At 58.7% G+C, this 20188-nt stretch carries 4 protein-coding genes and 1 pseudogene; all 5 read right to left on the bottom strand.

Annotated features, from left to right (window positions below):
- Positions 1–450: pseudogene (locus THIDRDRAFT_RS15860) on the bottom strand (nitroreductase); the annotation flags it as partial.
- A 376-nt stretch (positions 451–826) separates the two neighbouring features.
- Positions 827–10075, bottom strand: a complete 9249-nt coding sequence (locus THIDRDRAFT_RS15865) for a Tc toxin subunit A-related protein (RefSeq protein WP_007041896.1) — start codon at positions 10073–10075, stop codon at positions 827–829.
- A gap of 182 nt (positions 10076–10257) precedes the next feature.
- The gene (locus tag THIDRDRAFT_RS25705) at positions 10258–10590 is read right to left on the bottom strand and encodes an REP-associated tyrosine transposase (RefSeq protein ID WP_139058773.1); all 333 of its coding nucleotides are present in this window, start codon (positions 10588–10590) and stop codon (positions 10258–10260) included.
- Positions 10591–10705: 115 nt separating this feature from the next.
- Positions 10706–18481, bottom strand: coding sequence for a SpvB/TcaC N-terminal domain-containing protein (locus THIDRDRAFT_RS15870; protein WP_007041897.1), 7776 nt, complete (start codon positions 18479–18481; stop codon positions 10706–10708).
- Positions 18482–19197: 716 nt separating this feature from the next.
- Positions 19198–20160, bottom strand: a complete 963-nt coding sequence (locus THIDRDRAFT_RS15875; RefSeq protein WP_007041898.1) for a 2-hydroxyacid dehydrogenase — start codon at positions 20158–20160, stop codon at positions 19198–19200.
- Positions 20161–20188 lie beyond the last annotated feature (28 nt).

Consider the following 20188-nt stretch of genomic DNA (forward strand, 5'->3'; position numbering starts at 1 on the left):
GGATCCTTCGACGTCGATGCCGCGCCGTTCCAGACAATGATCGTGGCTGTGGTAGTGGTAGATTCCACCAGCCAGTCCCGGACAGCCCGCTGTGATGAGATAGCCTTCGGTCGGATGCAGATTGCCACTGGAGGGATTGCAGCGCAGCGCCCAACGGGCATCGCCAAAAGCCTTCCAGGCAGAGAGTCCCAGAGAGCGCCCGAGGAGGGCTCCGAGGTGTTGGAGATCGACACTCGCCGGTGCCGGCCGTTCACCCGCTCGGATGGCTGCGAACGCAGGTCCGCCGTCGCTGGCGAGCGGCAACGGAATGCGGGGTGCGTCCTCAAAAGAGCGAAAGGGATGGGGTTGAGTCGCCCAGTCCAGGCCTCCGGGTCCGGGCGCATAGCGCTCGGGGCGGTGCTTGCTGTCGAAATGATAGGCATAGACCTGTCTCAGCCGAGCGTCTGTCATCGCGTTCTACCTGCCTGGCGCGCCAATTCGAGGTTCAAGCCATCAGATCTCGGGCCGAGACACTCGGATATCGACCCGCTCGCGCTGTACCAGTCGTGCGGCTCGCTGTATCCCAGAGGGGAGAAGTCGCGTTCCTGGTGTGGACGAAGGGAGTTGCGTTGCGTTGGTACACCAGGTTGCCAGCATGGCCGATGGATCGCCGAGTTAGGCAAGCCGATTGATGGTTTCTCAAGCCGCCACCGGTCGATTGCAGGTCAGTGACTCTTCGATCCTGTCTTCTGTCATTCCGACCATCAATCGGAACGACCGGATGCTGTCGTAGAGCTGCCGCTAGGTAGAGGCGGCGCAGGGTGCGACGCACTAGGCGAAAACGAGCCTAGTGCGTGGGCGCGGTGTAAGTGAGACGCAAGAGGATGTCACGGACCTCGAGCGTCTCGGGCAGCGACATCTCGAGGGTCACGGCTGTTCCATCCGCTTCGATCTGAAGCTCATCGGTCATAGCGGCCGCTGGAATCGAGTCGACACTGGAAAAGGGAAACCAGCTAGAAATCGATTCTCCGTTGATGGTGGCGGTCGCGATTCCTTGCACCTCTTCCGTTCGAATCTGCTGCGAGGGTTGGGGCTCTAGCAACACCTCCAGTCGGACGCTGATATCTCTGTCTCCAACCCAGTGGGGGAATAGCCTGGCTCTCGTCAGTGGAATATCGATAGCCCCAGTCGCGTTGTTTGTCGTCATCAGGCTGTGGAAGACATCTGGGAGCTCGTGTCTCAGGCTGACGATTCGCACCATGCCATCCTGGAGTGCAGCGTCGACTCGGCCAGGTTGACCGTTGTCGCCGCCTCCCATGACGGCTGCTCGCAGGAGGCCATCGTCCTCGGCGGTGTAGCTGAGCTCTAGGATGGCATCGGCGATCGACCCGTAATCAAACACGCGATGGCGATCGGGTAGCTCCAGAACCCAAGTGCTGACAGCACCAGCGCCCTTGAATGGCGGGTTCTTCGGGCCGTCGAAGCGCAGTTCGAAGACACCGGTGTCGGATTTCGCGCTGCTGGTTGAAATGGAGGTGTTGCGCCCGATCTGGACGCCGACCAACGCGTCGTCAGCGGGATTGGCGGTAGTGCGAATCGCGCTGTCTACCAGGGTCAGCTTCGCGGCGACGTTGTTGTAGGGGCCGCTCACACAGGGAATGGTCAAGCGGACCGTGCTGAGCATCCGCCGGTATTGCCCAGGATAGTGCAGGTCGAGCCACCACTCGGGTATCGATATACGAGCCCGGCCGAGGTGGCGCAGGCTCAGCAAGGCATCGGGGTCGATCTGAGACAGCGCACAGGGCAGTGTCACCTCCTGGCGTCTGCGGTCGCGTTCGATGAAGGCGGCTTCCATCGCCTGGAGTTGCAGTAGCAGGCGATCAGCCGCCAGCAGTCCGGCGCGAGAAGCGGTCCAGTTGTCGAGTTTGACAAAGAAGGTGTCTTCGCCGATTTCGAAGCGATAGGCACGTTCAGCGGTCTGTGCCATCTTGAGGGCCATGTCGTAGGCCTCGCGATACAGGCGGGAAAGGGTTGTTGATAGGTAGCTGTAGAGGCCCAGATTAGTGAACCGGTCTTTGGCGAAGTCGTAGAGCTCACGGCTGTTGTCGATCTGCTGGTCGTGGGTCTCGAGGTCTTTCTCGGCCAAGGCGATACGAATATCTGCTACGGTTTTTTGTTGCGTGAGCGCATTTAGTTCCAATTCGGCGATAGCCCTTTGAAGGTACCATTCCTCCTGGCGTCTCTCATAGCTGGAGTTCGTGGATGTCGCACTGGCGGCTGCTTCGCTACGGCTCCCTCTGTCGCGATCACGCAGAGCTCTACGTTGATATTTTGCTTCGAGATTAGCGGCTCCGTAGCCAATGGATGCGGTTCCTATCGCGGTTACAACGAGGCCAGCAGAGGAGAATGAGATACCTCCGCCAACGCTAGAGCTAAGTGAACTTGACCATTGAGGTCCTTGTCGGTGGCTCAGCGCCTTGGATTCCGCCTGAGATGCAAATTGCCGCCAAGCTTGCACCTCATCGAGATCTTGCAGGGCTTTTTGCTCCTTTTCGCTAATGCTGAAAGCGCGATCGCTGGCCAGGAGACTTAAATAGTGCTCAAAACGCTTTCGAATCGGGTGTTCCATCGTATCCAGATGGTCACGTGAGGCTTTGGCTTCGGCGATAGCATCCAACTTCTGGCGCCGAACCAAGTTGAGAATTGTGTCCTCGTGTACGGATCGGAGCAGCGTTAGTTCGCTCTCGTCCTTGCGCTCAAGCGCGCTCAGCAGTTGGTTACCGAACTGCTGCGCGGTTGCTGTGAAGCGGCGGGCACGTTCCATTAGGACTTCGAACCGATGATGCGGCGGTTGCTCGTTGATCAATACCAGCACATCGTCCAGCTCAAGACCGGCGGCCTTGGCACGGACCAGCAGCATCGGATCGATGGCCGGTTGCCACAACGGCAGCTCACCCACAACGCCCTCTATATTCATGCAGTGACGCAGTTTGTAGAGCCGATCTTCCACGCGGTCCCAGTATTCGAGCAGGGTGTCGTTGGGCGGCACACAGAACGCGAGCGAGCGGCTTTCGAAGACCGGGCCATCGATGTCGGCATCGTCCGCATCGTCGGCGACAAAATCATAGGTGGGTTCGAACGGCGGGTCAGGGTCCGGCGGCAGATCCGGCTGGAAGGCGATATCCGAAGTTGCCGATGACCCTACACTGTCATTCTCACCCGGGTTCAAAGCCAGCATCGCCATGGCTCTCTGGCGAACCTCTGCGTAGGGTCCCAGGCGCCGCACTGCGTTTGCTCTCGTGGTAAAGGCGCTGCCGACCGCGGGTGGCTCGCCGGGCTCAGACGCACCGACGCCAGCAAAGGTAGGTATTGCAAAGTCGAGATCAGGGTCAGATGCGTTAACGGGGAAGCGTGTGCCTAGGTTGACGTAGAAATAGACCAGGTTTTCCAGCTCGATGAGAAAGTGGTTACCACTCCCGCGTTGCTGGATGTCGTTGAAGGTGAAACCTTCTTCGGCCAGTTCACATTCGCCGGTCTCGATCGGCCGTTCGCCGAGCAAGTCAGCCGCCATGGTGTAAAGCAGCATCGCCTCGTTGTTACTTTCGCGGGTGTCGATGCGGAAACGTTCATCGCCCCAATCGAGCAGATTGTCGATGTAGCGCATGACGATGGTTTTCTGGAACGCCGAGGGACGCAGACGGGCAATGGCATAGGGATTGAAAGGGTCCGTCTTGTATTTTCTGATGGCTTTCCGATCCGCCAGGAGTTCGCGCAGCTTGGGTAGATTGAGTGTACGAAAGACCACAAAGCGCCAATGGGCGTTTGGCTTGGAATCAGCGGTCGTGGGGTCGAAGATGTAACGGTACCAGCGATCGGCCTCTTCAAACTTGCCTATTGAATTCAAGGTATGGGCGATCTGGAATGGCAGGTGGAAATAGAGCTCCCAAAGATAGCTGCCGTGCACTCCGTCAAATTGGGAGATTGCGTGGAGTTGATCACCTGATGCCAATTTTTCAAGATTGCTATATCCGTAATCCTCATCTGGCATTCTGAGCATACCGATCCATGAAAATGACAGGCCAGACTGTTCAGCAGTAGGTTCGGTCTTATTTTGTAGAGTGGGAGATAGTAACTGATCAAGTCCCTCTCTGAAAAACGTCTGTGACAGACGGGAAGGATATCCAGTTGTAAGTGAAATGAGTTTCCACTTGGCCAAAGATGCTGACTGAATGTAAAACCACATGTTTGAATTTACATCGTCACTATCCGGTTCACGCTGATCGAGACCTGGCTGTCCTGTCAATTTGATAAGATATTGATCATCGCTGACATCCAGCACAGATTCACTCGTACTTCGCTGTACTGTCTTTAAAGAGATGCTGGAGCGGGCAGATTTCTCAAAAAAAATCACATCTCCGTAGTCGAATCCGGGATTCTTCTGTTTGAAATTTCCGTTGACGATGTAATCAAGCTTCGCAGTACTACTACTCGATTTAATCTCCGGCACACGCCAAAGCCAGGATTCTCCAAGTTGTAATCCTGATGTGCTGAACTCGGTAGAATCGCCTATAGGGCTCGGGCTGCCCTTAGGGTTGGTGAACTCTCCATCACGCCTTATTGTTCTGTTGTCGAATTCGCGAAGAAATCCAACATTCTCGGTGTAATCTCGCTCAGTATTCAAATACTGGACAGGTATATGCTCTACAGGGTGGATCAAGCGAATCAGGTGTTTTACGCCACTATGGCTCTGTTCAGTACTTCGACTTGGATGCCTAAACTCGGCATAAATGCGATCACTAATTGGTAATAAACTATTCTTTTCAAAGTCTCCCTTCGATTGCAGCAAACTGTAGTAAACAAAATCCTGTGGCTGCGACCAAACCCCCGATTCATTTCGTACCGAATAACTGACTGTGATTGGCAGGATCTCCTGAGACTGATCGTTGACCGGTTCGGCTCCATTCTCAGTCAATTCATCCGGATCGACATCCGGTTGCGCATCCCGCACTTTATCTGCATCGCTATTCAGTGCGACGTTGGTCCAGAACAAATACCAATTGCCATTCTTGGTCACCGCGCTAATAGTCTTGGCACCGATGTCGAGATCAATGGGTTCCCAGGGTTCCCAATGACCTTTGCCATTGAAACGCCGCATGAAGTATCGATACGGCTCCTGCAGGGTGCGGCCAAAGAACAAATACTCGCCCTTTTCGTAAAGGGTGTGGACGATTTTGATGCTGCCGACTTCGACGAACTCGGCCAGGTAGCGCTGAAAGACCTTTTCGATCGTGCTGTTGTCGAGATTGCCCTGTAGCAGATCGCTCTCCGCAGCCTTGAAGATGTGGGTGCTGTCATCGCGCAGATCCGGCAGCATGTAGTTTTCCGGGTAGAGAAAGACCTTGCGATTGGCCTCCCATACGCGGTAGCTCTTGCGCCATTTCCATTCCTCGCGCGTTTTTTTGCCCTGCTTGACCTTGACCTGAATGGGCGGATGTATGCCCGTTTCGACCGACTTCTCCAATCCCATCAGGCAGCGTTGCATGTAGAGCTGGCACGTCGATATCGCATTTTTGACACGCGACGTCTGGAAACAGCCGTCCATCTCGGGATCGAGCAGGAAGAAATGGTAAATGTTGCGCGTGTTCTCAAACCGCAATTCCCTGCGGCTCAGGATGCGATCGACCAGCGCGTCGCGTTTCAGGGTTTCGATGTGATCGCTGAACCTATCGCTGACATTGCGCCACGCCTCTTCGGTGGGATGCTTGGTTCGGATTGCGCCAAGCACGAGGTCCTTCGCTGCCAATGCCTGCTGGAACGTCTCGCCTGTGAGTTGACGCAGCGACGTCGGATCCAGGCCGATTCGGCCGGTGAGTCGCACAGCCTCCTTGAGGCGATCCAGCGCACCGAACACGTCACTGTCGGGCGGCAATGCCGCCAGCAACATCTCCAACTGACCCTCGGTCACGCCTAAAATCAGTGCCAAGCCCGGTCGTGTTGATTCAGCGAACAAACCATCGGCCCATCCATCGACGATATCGACTACCGCTGCAGGGTCTTCTTTTTCATTGCGAAGAAGTTCGATGAATTCCGCAAGTCGCCACAGGGTTGACCAGTGCCACCCGTCGGAAGGGGGCGCGGCATCGCTCAGGGCCAAAGGGGTGATTGCAAATAGTTCCAGTCGGTCGGCAATGAAGCGGACCGCGTCGTCAGATGCATTCAGCGTTTCAGTCAAAAGCCTCTGCAAGCGAATCAGTGCGGCAACATAAGACAGCAAAGTGGTAGAAGCGGGGCCGTCTCCTGTACGGAGCCAGTCCGTCAGTCCGATATCCCCGTTCTCCAGCGGATGGGAATCGTCGAAAAATTTGTCGAAGGCTTCGAGGGTATCGCCCGACAGGCTCAGTGCGCCGGCTATGGCGACGGCGACCTGGGTATGGGGAAGGTGCTGAAGCAATTGCTGACGCAGTGCTTCTGCCAGAAATGGCGCCGAATGATCGTCGCTGCCGGGATCGTGCAAGGGGCCGCCTTCGACCGACAGCGCATTGAGGAGTCGAGGATCGTCCTGCGTCAGCGCGGCATTGTCCGCGACAAGGTAGCGTTCACGGGTTGCGTCGGGTTGTATGAGCAGGTTGTCTGAGTCGAGCAACTGGGCAAGCACCGTGCGGGCCGATTCCGGCGTCAGGCCCGCAATCTGGGAAATGGCTGCGGGTGTCAGCCACAGCCGCTCGTCTTCACGCAATTTGATGCGCACCTGGTCTAGCAATTCAGTGGCATGGGCGACATCTTGATCAGCCGTCCGGTTACCGTCGAGATGCGGCAGGAGGTCGTTAAACGACAATCCGACTCGATCGAAGGCGTCGACGAGGTCGATCGCTTCCCAGATGGCTGTGAGTCGGGCTGCTGCAGCGACGTCTGCGGTCAGGTTTGGAACGATGCGGCTAAGCGCCGCGAAGGCATCTTGAGAAAGCCTGAGCACGCGCGCGAGGCGGGCCGAACGATAGAGTCGATTCAGCTGTTCTCGTTGGACGATGCCGGTATCGATCACGCTGACGGGTAGATCTCGCTGCAACAGATCAATCAGGTCCGGCTCGGAGATTTGCAGGGCACCTTGCAGTATGCCGAAACCTGGTGAGACCTCGGTCTCGTCCGCTTGGGTGTTGGCAAGGCTGGGGTGGCGGACCGTCAGTTGATCGGCGTCGCCAAACAGTTGCTTCCACAGCGACAAAGACGTTGGGTCTGATGCGGCATCGGGAATTCGATAGCTCAGTGCAATCGCCTCGGAGACTGGCAAGTCAAATCGATCCATCAACTGCTTGATGTCAGCCAGGCTGGCGAGCATGTCACCGTTGAGCGCTTCGCCGTAGCGTTCCGGATCCGAATCTGGCGGTATGGGCTGGGAAGCGTCGAGCGCATCGATTGCCATTTGCAGGGCTTCGGGCGTCCAGTCCAGTGCCCGTTGCAGCCGGGTCAGTCGATGCAGCCTGTCAAGCAAGGCGCGAGACGACGCGACGTTCGCGGGTTGGCCATCGACCTCTAGATGCAGATACTCCACGAAGCCGGTTAGATCATCGGGTTCCTGCGTGGTGATGTCGAATACGACAGAGACGTTACCCCGCACAAAACCCGTTTCCAACAGTCGTCCCAGCATCTCGCGGGAGAGGCCGGTCAGCTTGGTGAGCTGATGGGTATCGTGCACGGCCATGTTTTCGATCAGCGGCACATCGATATTGTCGGCATTCAGGCGGAATCGTTTGGCGAAACGCTGGTATATCGCCCCCAACGCATCGGCCGAAGCAATGGTTGTTTGTTCCTGAGGGGAGATGCTGAAGCGTGCATACGTCGCGGCACGACGCTGCGCATCGAACAGCGAAGATACCTCGTTCAATCCAACGCCAAGATGTTGCAGGTACAGCAGCATCTGTGCGTGCGGGAGGTTGAACGGTTGTCGGAAAGACGATCGTGCCTGGGTGGCAAGATTCTCCCAGACATCGCCAGCGAGCGGATCGGCTGAATCGAGATAGTGCGTGAGTACCTCGTTGACGATTTCGAGATAACGAACGGGCGTGTTGGTGTTTTCGCAAGTCAGGGGAAGCGACCAGAGATCCGGGCGGCGATTGCGAAGATACAGCGGGTGGTCGGTCAGATCGGCATTGATGAAATTGCGCCGCGAGATCTTTTTGTCGATGAAACGCATCAGATCGACGAAGTAGGCTGCCGGACTGAAGATCGAACGGCAATGGGAACATTTGCAATAGTTTTGTGGGCCAAACAGCTCGCTGTAGCCTGGCAGGCTCTGCAGCACATTGATCAGCGTGCCGGGCTCGTTGGTCGTTTCCGCTTCGTGCAGCGTGGCGGGTAGAAACGGTGCATGTCCGGTGGTCTCTTCGATGCCATGCACCACATGCAACAGGCGCGTGCGCGTCTCGATCGCACGCGCGCGGATGCGCAGCGCTACCGGACGCGAGAGTCCGGTGCGCTCGGCCAGCTCGTCGGCATCGTCCAGCTCGGCGATTCTGGCCGCATCGTCGAGCCCGGCGGCCATCAGGCTGTCGGCTTCCGCATAACCGTCCGACAGCCGTAGCGTTCTTTGCATCGACATCAGGGCGCTGCGGACGAAGGGGCGTTCCGAGGGCTCAACGTCATCTAGCTCGACACTGAATGCGCGAGCTGTCGGGTCGGCCAGCGGGGAAAAGTTCGCCAGGCGCAGGTCGAGTCCCGGTCGGTTGTTCCAGGCCCGGGCGAGTGCGGCCTGGCGGCGTTCAATCAGCGTTCGTTTGCGGCCGGCACTTAGCGAGCGGTCGTTGAGAACCTCTCTGACGCCCAGGCCCGCGTAACGGTTGGCGAATCGCCCAAGGTCCGCAAGATCGGCACGGATCGTCTCGGCCTCGCTCGGCGGCATAAAAGAGAGATCGATGTCATCTCTCACTCCATTGTCGCTGAAGATCGGACCATCGCTATTCGGCAAGCGGCTCAGGACATCCATTCGTGCCAGCGTGCTTTCCGGGGGCGGGGCGGTAAAGCGTGCCAGCGCATAGGCCGTCGGGAACGCCAGCTCAACGTTCTTGTCGAGCACGGCGGCGAAGATTTCTGGCGTATCGCCGTTCGGTGGCTGAATGCCGTTGGCTTCGATGAAACGCATCCAGTCGCGCCGGTCGCGACTGACCAGGTCACGCGATGCCTGAACACCATCGTCGATCAGGGTGCGGACGGCGTCGAAGTTGTCGTCGGTCAGGCGTGCCAGGTCGGCGGCGAACAGCAATCGATCACGCTGCGCCTCGCGCAGTGAACCGGCGTCGGCCAGCCGAAACACGGCATCGCTGCTCTGAGATAAATCGGCGTCTCCCAGCGTCTCGATCGCATCATCATCGAGACCGATGATGTCGCCCAAGGCGGCGTTGCGCGCACGACGGGTGACCTCACGCAAACTGTCATCGTCACGCGCATCCTGATCCAGCCCCAGTATGTCGCCAATCGTGTCATCTTCCGTGTCGATTCCGCGACGGGCGATTTTGTACAGCTCAGGCTGTAGTGCTTCGTTGTCCATCAGGTTGGGAACGACCCGGGTGAAAACGAAATCGTTGAGGGAGAGATCCGCGACCTCGTCAGGGTCGATGGCGAGGCCATCAATGGCCGCAGCCAGCTGTTCGGAGGGTTGGTCGAACAGCTCCAGCAGTTGCCTTTTGAGCAACGTCGTTCGACGGCTTTGAAGTTGGTTCGACAATTCCGCGTCGGCCAAACGGAATTCGCGGCCCTTGAGGCCGAGTCGGGATGTTCGTCGCAGTGTGCTGATCGAACGCCGCCATCTCAGGCGCTGTGCCTCTGTCGCTTCGGTACTGGCGGCTTCGAGCAGGGCTTTGCGGGTGTGTTGGTCGACGATGCCGGTGGTATCGAGTCCCTGTTGTCTCTGGAACCTGGCGACAGCGCGGCGCGTCGTCGGACCAAAACGAGCACGCTCCAGTTCGTCATCGGCGATGGTGAATTGCAACCCGCGCAGATCATTGTGCAGTGCCTTCACAAGGGCGCCTTGGTCCAGTATTCGGAGTGTGTTTTCGGTGCGTCGGTTGGTTACGCCGAAGCCGCTTGATCGTGGGTTGCTCATGGGCTGTTTCCTTATCTTGCGTTCACACACCGACGCGAAGTTTCAGTGGGTCATATGTTTGCGATTTGCCGATTGCTGCTGATTAAGCTAAATCGTGGTCTTTCCCCTTATATCCCTGATGTCCCTGATATTTACTTCCGTGTTATGGGGTAATTCCTTCGAGTAAAAATAAATCTGTCACCTTATTTAAAATGTGTCGCATAATCCCGTTCGTCGCAAATGGCATGTTCCCAAAACCGGCGTTGCCAGATGCCACGCTCGCCTTTGCGAACCCTCACCGCTGAACGCCGCTCGGTACGCGGTAGTGTTTGTGAAAAACGTATCTTGATACTTTTCCCACTATTGGGAAAATCCTCATCACCTGCCGGCAATGTCCAAATCGTGTGCATGTGATCGGGCAGCACCACCGAGGCATAGATATGAAAGGGACGATCCCTTTTAGTGGCGCGAACTGCGGCGCGTAATGCATCAATATGCCGAACCAGCAAATCCCGCCGCCACTCCAACAGGTTCACCGTAAAAAATAAGTCCCGCCCGCAATCCAAAACCTCCGATAATCCGGCATATTTTCCTATGTCCCCTGTTTATCGATTGTGCTCTGCCCCGTCCTTGCGTGATTAGAAATACTGTTTAATTTTGATATCCAAATTCCTTATAGACGGGTTTATTTTGATGGCTTTTATCTTTATTAGGGTCGTAATAGTGAACTGTTACATTTTTATGCTTTGCATCGTCCGAAGGCAAAGTTCTTGTTCCTCTAAAAAACCTTCCACCTCCTGCTTGAGTAACAACAACTTGTTCAACCTGCCCTTTGCTATTTCTTACAGCTTTCACTTTATCGTCTTCAAATACAATCAGACCAATATGACCGTGACTATCGGGATCGCCCGATACTTTTTGCCACGAATACACCGCCAAATATCCTTCATTCGCTTTCTCTTGTGCTTTAGTTAAAATTTCATCATGCGTGCCTTCTAGCTTTACCCATCCATGATCAGAACCCCATTTTTCAAACCACTGATTAATCCCACCGGGGCTTAATGTACCTGACTTTTCTTTTGTAACGCTTTTATTGTTAGCTATGCGTGACGGTCGCGACCAATAATTCTTTGGTAAATATGCTCCTAGTTTTTCTTCTGACATATCTACAAAATCGGTTGCATAACAATTGCAGCGGTTATCACCAGCTATGGGCTCGTATCTAGGTGATACGCTGACATTTAATGTATAAATCGTCGCCTCTATTGCAGCAATTCTCTGATATCTTTCAGCGACTTTTAGAATTGCTGCTACGACTTTTTCGTCTGAAAATGCTTGAAAAGCCTCAATACTCTCTTCTGTTAACCCATGCTTTGTGAGATTGGCTTTATACATTTTGTCCCAATAATCTTTTAAATTATCAAATTGCCAGTCTGGGTATGTAGGATTGCCATAACCAACATATGTTACCCCTTTCTTTTCGTTAACACTTTCGCTCATGTCAAGAGTGGCATCTGGGTTATTTGCTCCACCTACCTCATATACACGAGGAGGCGGAAGTTTTTGGTTACCAAGCGCCTGGACCGTAGTGGTGACTCCTTGTCCCACACTCTTAACCAAATCTCCAACACCCCATGCGCCAGTAGGGTCACTCATCGAAATCGGCCTACCCGACACATACCCATACAGATTCACCCCATCCCCAATCCCAATAGGATCAGCCGCCGTCCACCGCCCCAACCAACACGCATAATACCTGGCCCCGTGGTAATACAAGCCATTCTCATCATCCCGTTCCTTACCCGTATACCGATACCGCTTCAAACTCCCCTCACTCGCTGACCTCACCACTCGAAGCGCAGTCGTCCCATACGGGTGATATTCCTCAAACGAAATTAACTCGGCATTCTCATCCAGCTCTATAGAAACCGACCCCAAATGATTCCCCAGCTGAAAGCGTCGACTCTGCTCCGGTGAACCGTCATCGCCAACCGTGCGCGTATCGATCTGTGCAATCCGCTGCTGATCATCCATCACATGCAGAGTCTGGCGCTCCAGCGACCGGGTTTGGCCATCGTTTTCGTATTCCCGGTAGATCTCAAAGCCACCGAGATAGATGCGCTCATGTTGGCGGGTTGGGGTCTGTCCTGGCCCGGCCTGCCGCTCAGTCACCTTGCGCACACGCTGGCCGCCAGCGTCATAAACGTAAAACGTGGTTTGCGGCCTACCGCCGTTGTTGATCACGGTACGGCTGGTTGCCTGCAGTTGGTCCTGGAAGTCCCATTGCATCGAAGGCAGATGCGGCATGCGCGTCATGTTGCCGTGGACGTCATATTCATAACGTTGCGACAACGTGGCGTCGGCGACGTACGGCGTTGGGCAGGCAGCGGTCGGATTGATCTCATTGGCGCCGCCGGTGGCCAATAGGCGATTGCTGTCTAGCGCGTACTGGTAGCAGCGCTTCCAGCGCAGGGCGTCACCGCCGGAGTGGGCCATGCTGAGGATGTTGCCGGCACTGTCATAGGCGTAGTCCTCGACATAGCGCTGCAGGGCCTCCGGGCTGTTCGGAAACGGTACGCCGATGAGCCAGTCGGTGTCTGCCGCATCGCGTTGCTGATTGTGCTGCGCGGCGTGCTCGCGCCCGGTCGCGCGGATCAGGCGGTAGAGGGGGTCGTAGGTGTAGTCGTTGTGGGGTTCGACCGCAGTGTTGGCGAAGAATACGGCCTGCTGGGCCTGGTCGCGGATCGAAGTGATATTCCCCGCCGGGTCGTAGGCATAGTGCAGGTTCTGCAGCACGCGGCCGTCGCGATGGCGTTGCGTGCGCAGGTTGGTTAGTCGGAAGGTTTCCGGGTCGTAGTCGTAGGTGGTGGTGAGATTGGTGCCGTCGGCAGTCGCATAGTCGATGCGTTCACGCTGGCCCTTGGCGTTGTAGTCGATGTTCTCGACAAACTGCGTGGGTGTCCCCGCGCCTTGTAGCCGGACGGCCATGCGCTCCAGTAGGTTGGCATCGTTATAACCCGGCAGGGTGACACTTTCATCGGGCGTGGTCAGGGCCGTGGGGCGGTTGAGCGCGTCGTAGCTGGTGTGGCTGAAGAAGGTTTCATCGTCTTGAGCTGGGTTCTGGCTCCAGTCCACCCGATTTTTGTAATCTGAGGTGAACTGCCGTGAGCCCCGCAGCAGATTGCCCTTGAAGTCATATTCGAGGTTCGTCACCACACCGGCCTGATCGAACAGTTGAAAGACCTGGCCGCGATGATTCAGCGTCGCACCCTGGCTTTCGCCATAGACCGTGCGCTGGAACAATTGCTCGGTATCGCCGACTTCGCCACCGGCGACGAAAGCATGCAGAGGACGGCGCAGTTCATCGTATTCAAAACGGAGGCGATGGCCGCGTGCATCCCACTGGCGGATTGGCTGGCCGGCGATATCGGGCAGCATAAAGCGGTCGCCGGCATCCATGCTGTGCTCGAACAGTTGCCGACCGGCGGCGTCGTAGCCGATGGTCGGCGCGGCGTTCGGGTCGTCCGGCTCGATCTGGTAGACCATGACGGCATTGCCGCGTGCATCGATGATGCGCAATGGCGCGCCTTCGATATCCTGCTCGGTGCGGGTTTCCGGGCGATCGTTTCCGCCGTTGTGAGCGATGCTGAGAAACGGCCGGCCAAGGCTGTCGAAGTGCACGATCGATGGGGTATCGGCGTGCGCGGCGGCCTTGTTGGCGGCATCGACCTGGGCGTTGCGCTGTTGCTCGTCGGGCCAACGGTTCTGTGCCGCTTCGGCATGGGCGGGATCGGTGCGCAAGCCATGCCAGGTGGGCAGATAGTCGTCTTGCCGGAGTCGACTGAGGTAGCCGCTGACATGCTCGTCGCTTGCGGGGTCGAACAGCAGGGTGTCGTTGACGTCCCAACTGGTCTGCTGCCAGGGATCAAAATCGATCTTCTCCCAGGTGTGGTTCGGGTGCACCGTGGCGACGACACGCCCGACCGGGTCGTAGAACAGCACCGGGCTGACGCCGACCTCGACACGAAATTCGAACGCGTGGGTCGGGCTGAAGAAGGGCTCGTACTGGCGGACCGGTTTGCCCTTGTTGTTGAAGATGGTCCAGCCACTGGTGGTCCAGCGTCGAAGGACCGGAAGTTCACCGGGCGTGACTGGCCCCGGCTCCGCCTGTACTTTCTGCTGGATGATGCGGCCGAAGCCATCCGAGTACGCGAGACTGACCTGGATGTCGGTCTCCTCGCCCTGTTGCAGGTCGCCGACGTGTGTTTCGCGGGCCAGTGTCGCGGCCACGCCCGGCTCACCGAATCGCCGGAAGCGATCGACATCGTAGATCACACGGCTGCTGGCATTGCCAAGCAGTTGTGCAGCCATAGGACCACGCGGGTCGGCGAAGAAGGCATCGATGTCGTCCTGGGTGAGTTGTCCTTGAAGCTCGCCGTGCAAATCGTCCAGCGAATCACCGAGGTTCTCGGTCTCTTTGCCCATCATGGCGGTGCTGGTCACCATGCCGAGCACGTCGAAGGCGACGGCCGGGCGGTTGCCGTTTGGGTCTGTGATTTGGTGCGGGCTTAGCAGCCGGTAGTTGTTGCTTACGACGACGGTATTGTCGAGCGGGTCTTGCGTCTGCTCCGGCAGCAGGTCGTAGGCATCAAGCTCTGCGGTGGAGCGCTGGCCGAATGGATCCTGAAAGCGACGAGCGGTGAAGAAGTGTTGACGGGCAAAAGCCAGTTCCTGGGCTGGGTTGTCCGCCGCGTCTGGCGACAGGAATGCCCTCCCTGAGGGAATCCACCAGTTATCGTCGCCGTCAAAATGTTCATAGTGGCCTTCGTTGGTCAGCATCGTTTCGGTCACGCGATCGCCAAACAGCCGTTGCAGATGCTCCGGTACGAAGGCCAGTTGATAGGCTTGATAAGGCAATGCCAGCGAGTCCAGCTCGCCCAGGGGTAAAGGGCCATCCAGGTCGTTGCGCCGGTAGAGGGTCCGGCTCCAGTCCAGGACGCGTTTTTGCAGGCTGCCTGCGGTGGCAGTTCGGTGGTAGTCGATTCGTTCGGCCGCCTCGACGGCAACGGATAGCTGCTCGAAGCTAAAACGAATCTGCCCATTCGCGAGCTGCAGTCCCGATAGCTCGAAATTCAGTGCTTCGCTAGGGAGGGGCGTCCGGTAGCTCCGGTCGTCATTGATCGCATTGGTGTAGGCAAGCTCGCTACACGTCATCAGGGTTTGCGTTTGCCTGGCTCGGTCTTCGTCTGTTGGCAGCGATGGATCGGGCTCGCGGCGACCATAGCCGACGGCAGCGGTTCTCAGGACATTGCCATAGTCGTCGACGGCCAGCGTCAGCGCATGGCTGACACGGGGGTCGGCCGCATTGCGCTCGTAGTGGTAGGAGAGGGCCTCCCGCGCATGGGTTAGAAACACGCCGTGACGGTTGTCGGCCTTCGGTTGGATGAGCCGGACGCTGAAGTTTTGCTCCGTGACGGCATAGGGATGGGCCTCCGACTCCGAGCCATCCAGCGCGTAGATCTCCTGTCGCAGCATGCTGCCCTTGAGGGCGCGACAGGCCTCGCGTTCTTCCTCCAGCGTCAGCCCTGGCGGGAGCAGCGTGTCCGGTAACAGCAGTCGCGCGGCTTGTGTGGCATCTTCCGGGTCTTCGCGGTAGTACTCGCCAGCATGCCTGGTGTCCAGCAGTCCGGCGAAAAAGTTGGAGACGCGCTGCCGGCTGAGGTAAACACCGGTGTGGAACCAGGTCTTGGTGTGTACTGGCGGGATATGCGACTGCTGATCGATATTGTCACCGGTCGGGAAGTCGCTGCCTTGGCCGAGTGATGCGAATTCCTCGGTGTCGAACTGCTCGACCATGCCGAAGCCGTTGAATTCGCGCTCGACACCGTCGAAGTGCCCGTGGTGGTAGACATAGCGGGTGACGAAGCGGTTGCGACTGATGTGGTCGTAGACCTCAGTGCGCTCAACGACATGCACGGGGAATGGCAGGCGGGTCATCCATGGATGGCCGTCGCGCTTGTCCTGCAGGTAGAAGTGCGTCGAGGGTGCGTATCTGATTTGTGTTTCGGCACCGAGGTTGTTGCTGCTATGCACCAGCAGGTGCGGCTTCTGATCACCCATCAGGTTGACGTACCGCATTGGGGCGGCGACATTGCCGGGCAGCGGGGATGACCAGACCAGGCAGGCAGTGCCGTTGCCGAGTAGGTCCAGCACCTGCACGTTCGCGAGGTCATCGATCCTTGGGAATACCCGTAGCGTCTCGGGCTGACCCCAGCCATTGCCGGACTGGTTGAAGTAGAGACAGACACCATCGCGGTGCAGATAGAGGATGTCGGTCGTGCCGCTGCCATCGATATCGGCGAGACGGATGCGGCCCGGGTCGAACTGATCCGGCGCGTCGAGCCAGGGCGAATTGGCCATGGTGATCTTGGCCCCGAAGCGACCATAGCCGAGGTTGGGCCAGTAGCAGACCTCGCCGTTGCGGATGCGGGCGATATCGGTCAGGCCGTCGCCGGAGAGATCCACGAGATGAATGGATTCAGTCCCATCGTCGAGCACGACGCGCGGTCCCTGCTCCTCGTCGAGCGCGTGCGCGACACGCCGGGCGGGACCAAAGCCGTCTTCGGTGATCGAGGGATGCCAGACCAGGGCGTCATGCTCGGTAATGAGAAGATCCGCATGGCCATCGCCGTCGAGGTCTAGGAAACGGGTGTTGGGATCACGCAGGCTGCGATTCGGCAGCGAGCGGAAGGGTTTGAAGCGGGTCCAGCCCTCGGCGTCGTCGTGCTCGTACAGGCCGGGCGTGGGCCCGTCCATCAAGACGAGGTCGGGACTGCCGTCGCCGGCGAGGTCCATGAACTGGGCACCGTCCCCTAGCCCGATACTGGGTTTGAGCGCGACGGTCTCGGTGGCCCCGAATCTCGCCGCGACTCGGGCTGTCCCGTCTGCCAGGGTATGCGTGATCGGGCTCAGGTTACGTTTGTAGAGCCAGGTGCCGGACTGCTCGGTGAGCACGCCGGGGATGCCTTCGCCATGCAGATCTGTCCATTGATAGTCGCGGCCGGCAAGGCCGGACGGGACGTTCTCCAAGCTGGTTGGGTCCACCACTTCGACCCGGTCCTGCACGCGCGGCTCGGTGTAGCCGAATTCCGTTGGCGGGAGACTGCTTCGCTCGTAGCCGACGCCGTCGCGCCGGTAGGCCGTGTGAGCAACGGCACGCAAGAATCTGTAGATCGGGTGGCGACTGGCAGCCGGGCTGATCTCATCGGAGTATGTGAAGTCGGTCGAGCCAACTAGGCAGTCTTGTCCGATGTTCGGCTCGTCGGGAAAGTGATGGAACATGAGGACGCGCTGACACAGGCGCGTGGTCCGGACCTCGAATCCGGACCGATAGGACGAGAAGGCATCCGGCCGGTAAGCCCAGTCGCCAACCTCATCCGGCACCGGGGCAGCCGGATCGTGCTCGCCATAGTCGAACGTTACCTCGAACATCCAGGCGGCATTGTCGCGTTGCTCCGCGGACAGGAAGGCTGGTCGCTGTCCCGATGCGTCGAGCAAGGATGAGCGATTGCCGTAAAGAATCGTCTTGAGGTATCGGTTGGCCGAGCGGCGAAGGTCGTCAGATGCGCCGCGGTTGCGCTCCGAGGTATCTCCGAGGTTCACACCGACGCCGTCCTCGGCCTTGTAGCGGTAACTGATCGCGTTACCTTTGTCGTCGCGGGTCTCGCAGACTAGCCAGGCGAAGATCCGCCTCGGGTCCGTGGGGTCGGCAATGCGGGAGTTGCTGTCGAGCCCGTAGATGGTCAGCACATTGTCTTTCGAGAGCGCGCGCCAATGCACGTCTGCGGGATTATCGACACGGGTCCAGCGCTCGATACGTGCGTAGAGTCCCTCGACGCGGGGTCGGAAGCGGCGGATGCGGTACCCGTCGCGCGCGTCCTCATGCACCACGAGACGACCGTCCGGGCCCCGCACCCAATTGCCGTCGGGGTCGCGCTCGTGGCCTGGATGGAGGGCCAGCCAGGACCCGTCTGTATCCGTCCGGAAGATCGGGACCAGGTCCTCGGCGCCGGACAGGACGAAGACGTCCGACTCCTGTTCATCGAGATACTGCGGTAGCCCTTTGCTTGTCTTGCGGGAGATCTGCGGCAGGTTGAGCGACCAGCCGAAGCCGAACGGGCCGTTGCCTGACCCGGAGTCGTAGGACAGGGAGAGCTGAGGGCCAAGCCCGCTGCGCCCAGGGCTTGTGTTAACTGGGACCGACATCGAGCCAGCCCCAGTGACGGGATTGGTGGAGAGTTTTTCGCCGATGCCGCGAATTGCGCCGCCGCCCTTCGGCAAGCTGACTGCTGGCGCCTCTGCGAACGATGGCCGATCGTTACCACTTTGCGAGGACGTATTCTCGCCGTGCTCATTCCCTTCGCGCATTGTGGACTCTCCGAGCTGAGTCGCTAGGCAAGCAGGTAGCACTTGAAACGTGTTCGCTCGGAGTTTAGAGGGCGATCTCGGGCGCCGCTATAAATGGACCCATTGACAAAATGTGGGATATTGGTCTTGGCAACCAGGCTTGCTTCGCGACATTGGGTGCTATACGGCTGACGGGTCCGAGTGATCCAGCCTTTCTGATGCGGACACAAATGGATCGAGATTCCTCACGCCGTTGCGATGGGTGAGCCCTGTATTCGATGCCGCTGCTGTTGGGTCGTCGACTCAGGGTCTCGGTCTCGGTAAACCTGTGCAGAGCGCAAAAGCCAGTTGCGGTAGCTTTCAGCCATCAGGTTCGGTGGTGCGGCGCGCGATTGGAGCATGAGTGACCGCAACGCGGCGATAGGCGGACACTCTGGCACCGATACTGGCTGATCGCTATTGGGGCATCAGAGTCGCTGCGGCGACTCGGCTCGTTGACCGCTCTACGGGCGCGAGGCCCATCACGTCGAGCGCTATTTCCTAGTTCAGGCGACTCGGCCAAAGGCCAATTGCGTTGAGGCGCGGTGGTGCAGATCGAGCGCATTGGCGGTTTGATCCTTGCGAGCGCTCACGTGCTGTCGGCCGCGATTCGGTGCTGAGCGGGCATCTGCGCGGGGCTCGCCCGCAGTGAGCAGGTCAGCATTCCGTCCTGGTGTGAAGTCCCCAGACGATGTCGCTCAGGCGACGCGGTTGCGGTCCTTTCCCGTCAGGAACGCCTCGATGTTGGCCGCGATCTCCTCGACCACGCGCTGGCGCGCCTCGCGGCTGGCCCAGGCGATATGCGGGGTGACGATCAGGTTGGGGATGTCCGGTGCCAGCAGCGGGTTGCCCCCGCGCGGTGGCTCGGCGCTCAGCACGTCGATCCCGGCACCCCCGAGCGTGCCGCGTCGCAGGGCCTCGGCCAGGGCCTGTTCGTCGACGATGCCGCCGCGGGCGGTGTTGATGAGCAGTGCGTCGCGGCGCATCAGATCCAGTTCGCGGGTGCCGATGAGGCCGCGAGTGGTGTCCGTGAGGGGACAGTGCAGGGTCAGCACATCGACCTGCGGCAGCAGCTCATCCAGCGGCAGTCGGCCCTCACGCGGCGGGCCACCGGGGCGCTGAGCGATCAGCACCCGCAGGCCGAAGGCCTCGGCCACCCGAGCGACCGCCTGGCCCAGCTCGCCAAAGCCGACGATGCCCAGGGTGCGCCCGGCGAGCTCGCGAATCGGATAGTCCATCAGACAGAAGCGGTCATGGCGCTGCCAGGCACCCGAGGAGACCGCGCGTTGGTACTCCGGCAGGCGCGTGGTGAGGGCGAGGATCAGGGCGAAGACGTGCTGCACCACCGCCGGGGTGGCATAGCGCGCCACATTGGCCACGGCGATGCCCAACTCACGGGCGGCCTCCAGATCGACGTTGTTGGTGCCGGTGGCGGCGATGCAGACCAGGCGCAGTTCGCTGGCGGCGGCCAGGGTTTGGCGATCCAACGCCACCTTGTTGGTCACCGCGATCTGGGCGTGGCGGAGGCGCTCGCGCGTATCGGCGGGCTCGGTGTAGGCATGGCGCTGCCAGTGGCCGCAGACCCGATCCAGGCAGGACAGGTCGAGGTCACCTTGGTCGATCGTGGCCAGGTCCAGCAGGACGCCGTTCAGGGTGGTCATGACGGGGCTCGCAACAGTGGCTGGGCGC

This window comes from Thiorhodococcus drewsii AZ1 (assembly GCF_000224065.1).
GTDB lineage: Bacteria > Pseudomonadota > Gammaproteobacteria > Chromatiales > Chromatiaceae > Imhoffiella > Imhoffiella drewsii.

What these genes read in the sequence shown, in the direction of transcription:
- THIDRDRAFT_RS15865 (WP_007041896.1), bottom strand. Translation starts at nt 10,075, where the DNA reads ATGAGCAACCCACGATCAAGCGGCTTCGGCGTAACCAACCGACGCACC.
- THIDRDRAFT_RS15870 (WP_007041897.1), bottom strand. Translation starts at nt 18,481, where the DNA reads ATGCGCGAAGGGAATGAGCACGGCGAGAATACGTCCTCGCAAAGTGGT.
- THIDRDRAFT_RS15875 (WP_007041898.1), bottom strand. Translation starts at nt 20,160, where the DNA reads ATGACCACCCTGAACGGCGTCCTGCTGGACCTGGCCACGATCGACCAA.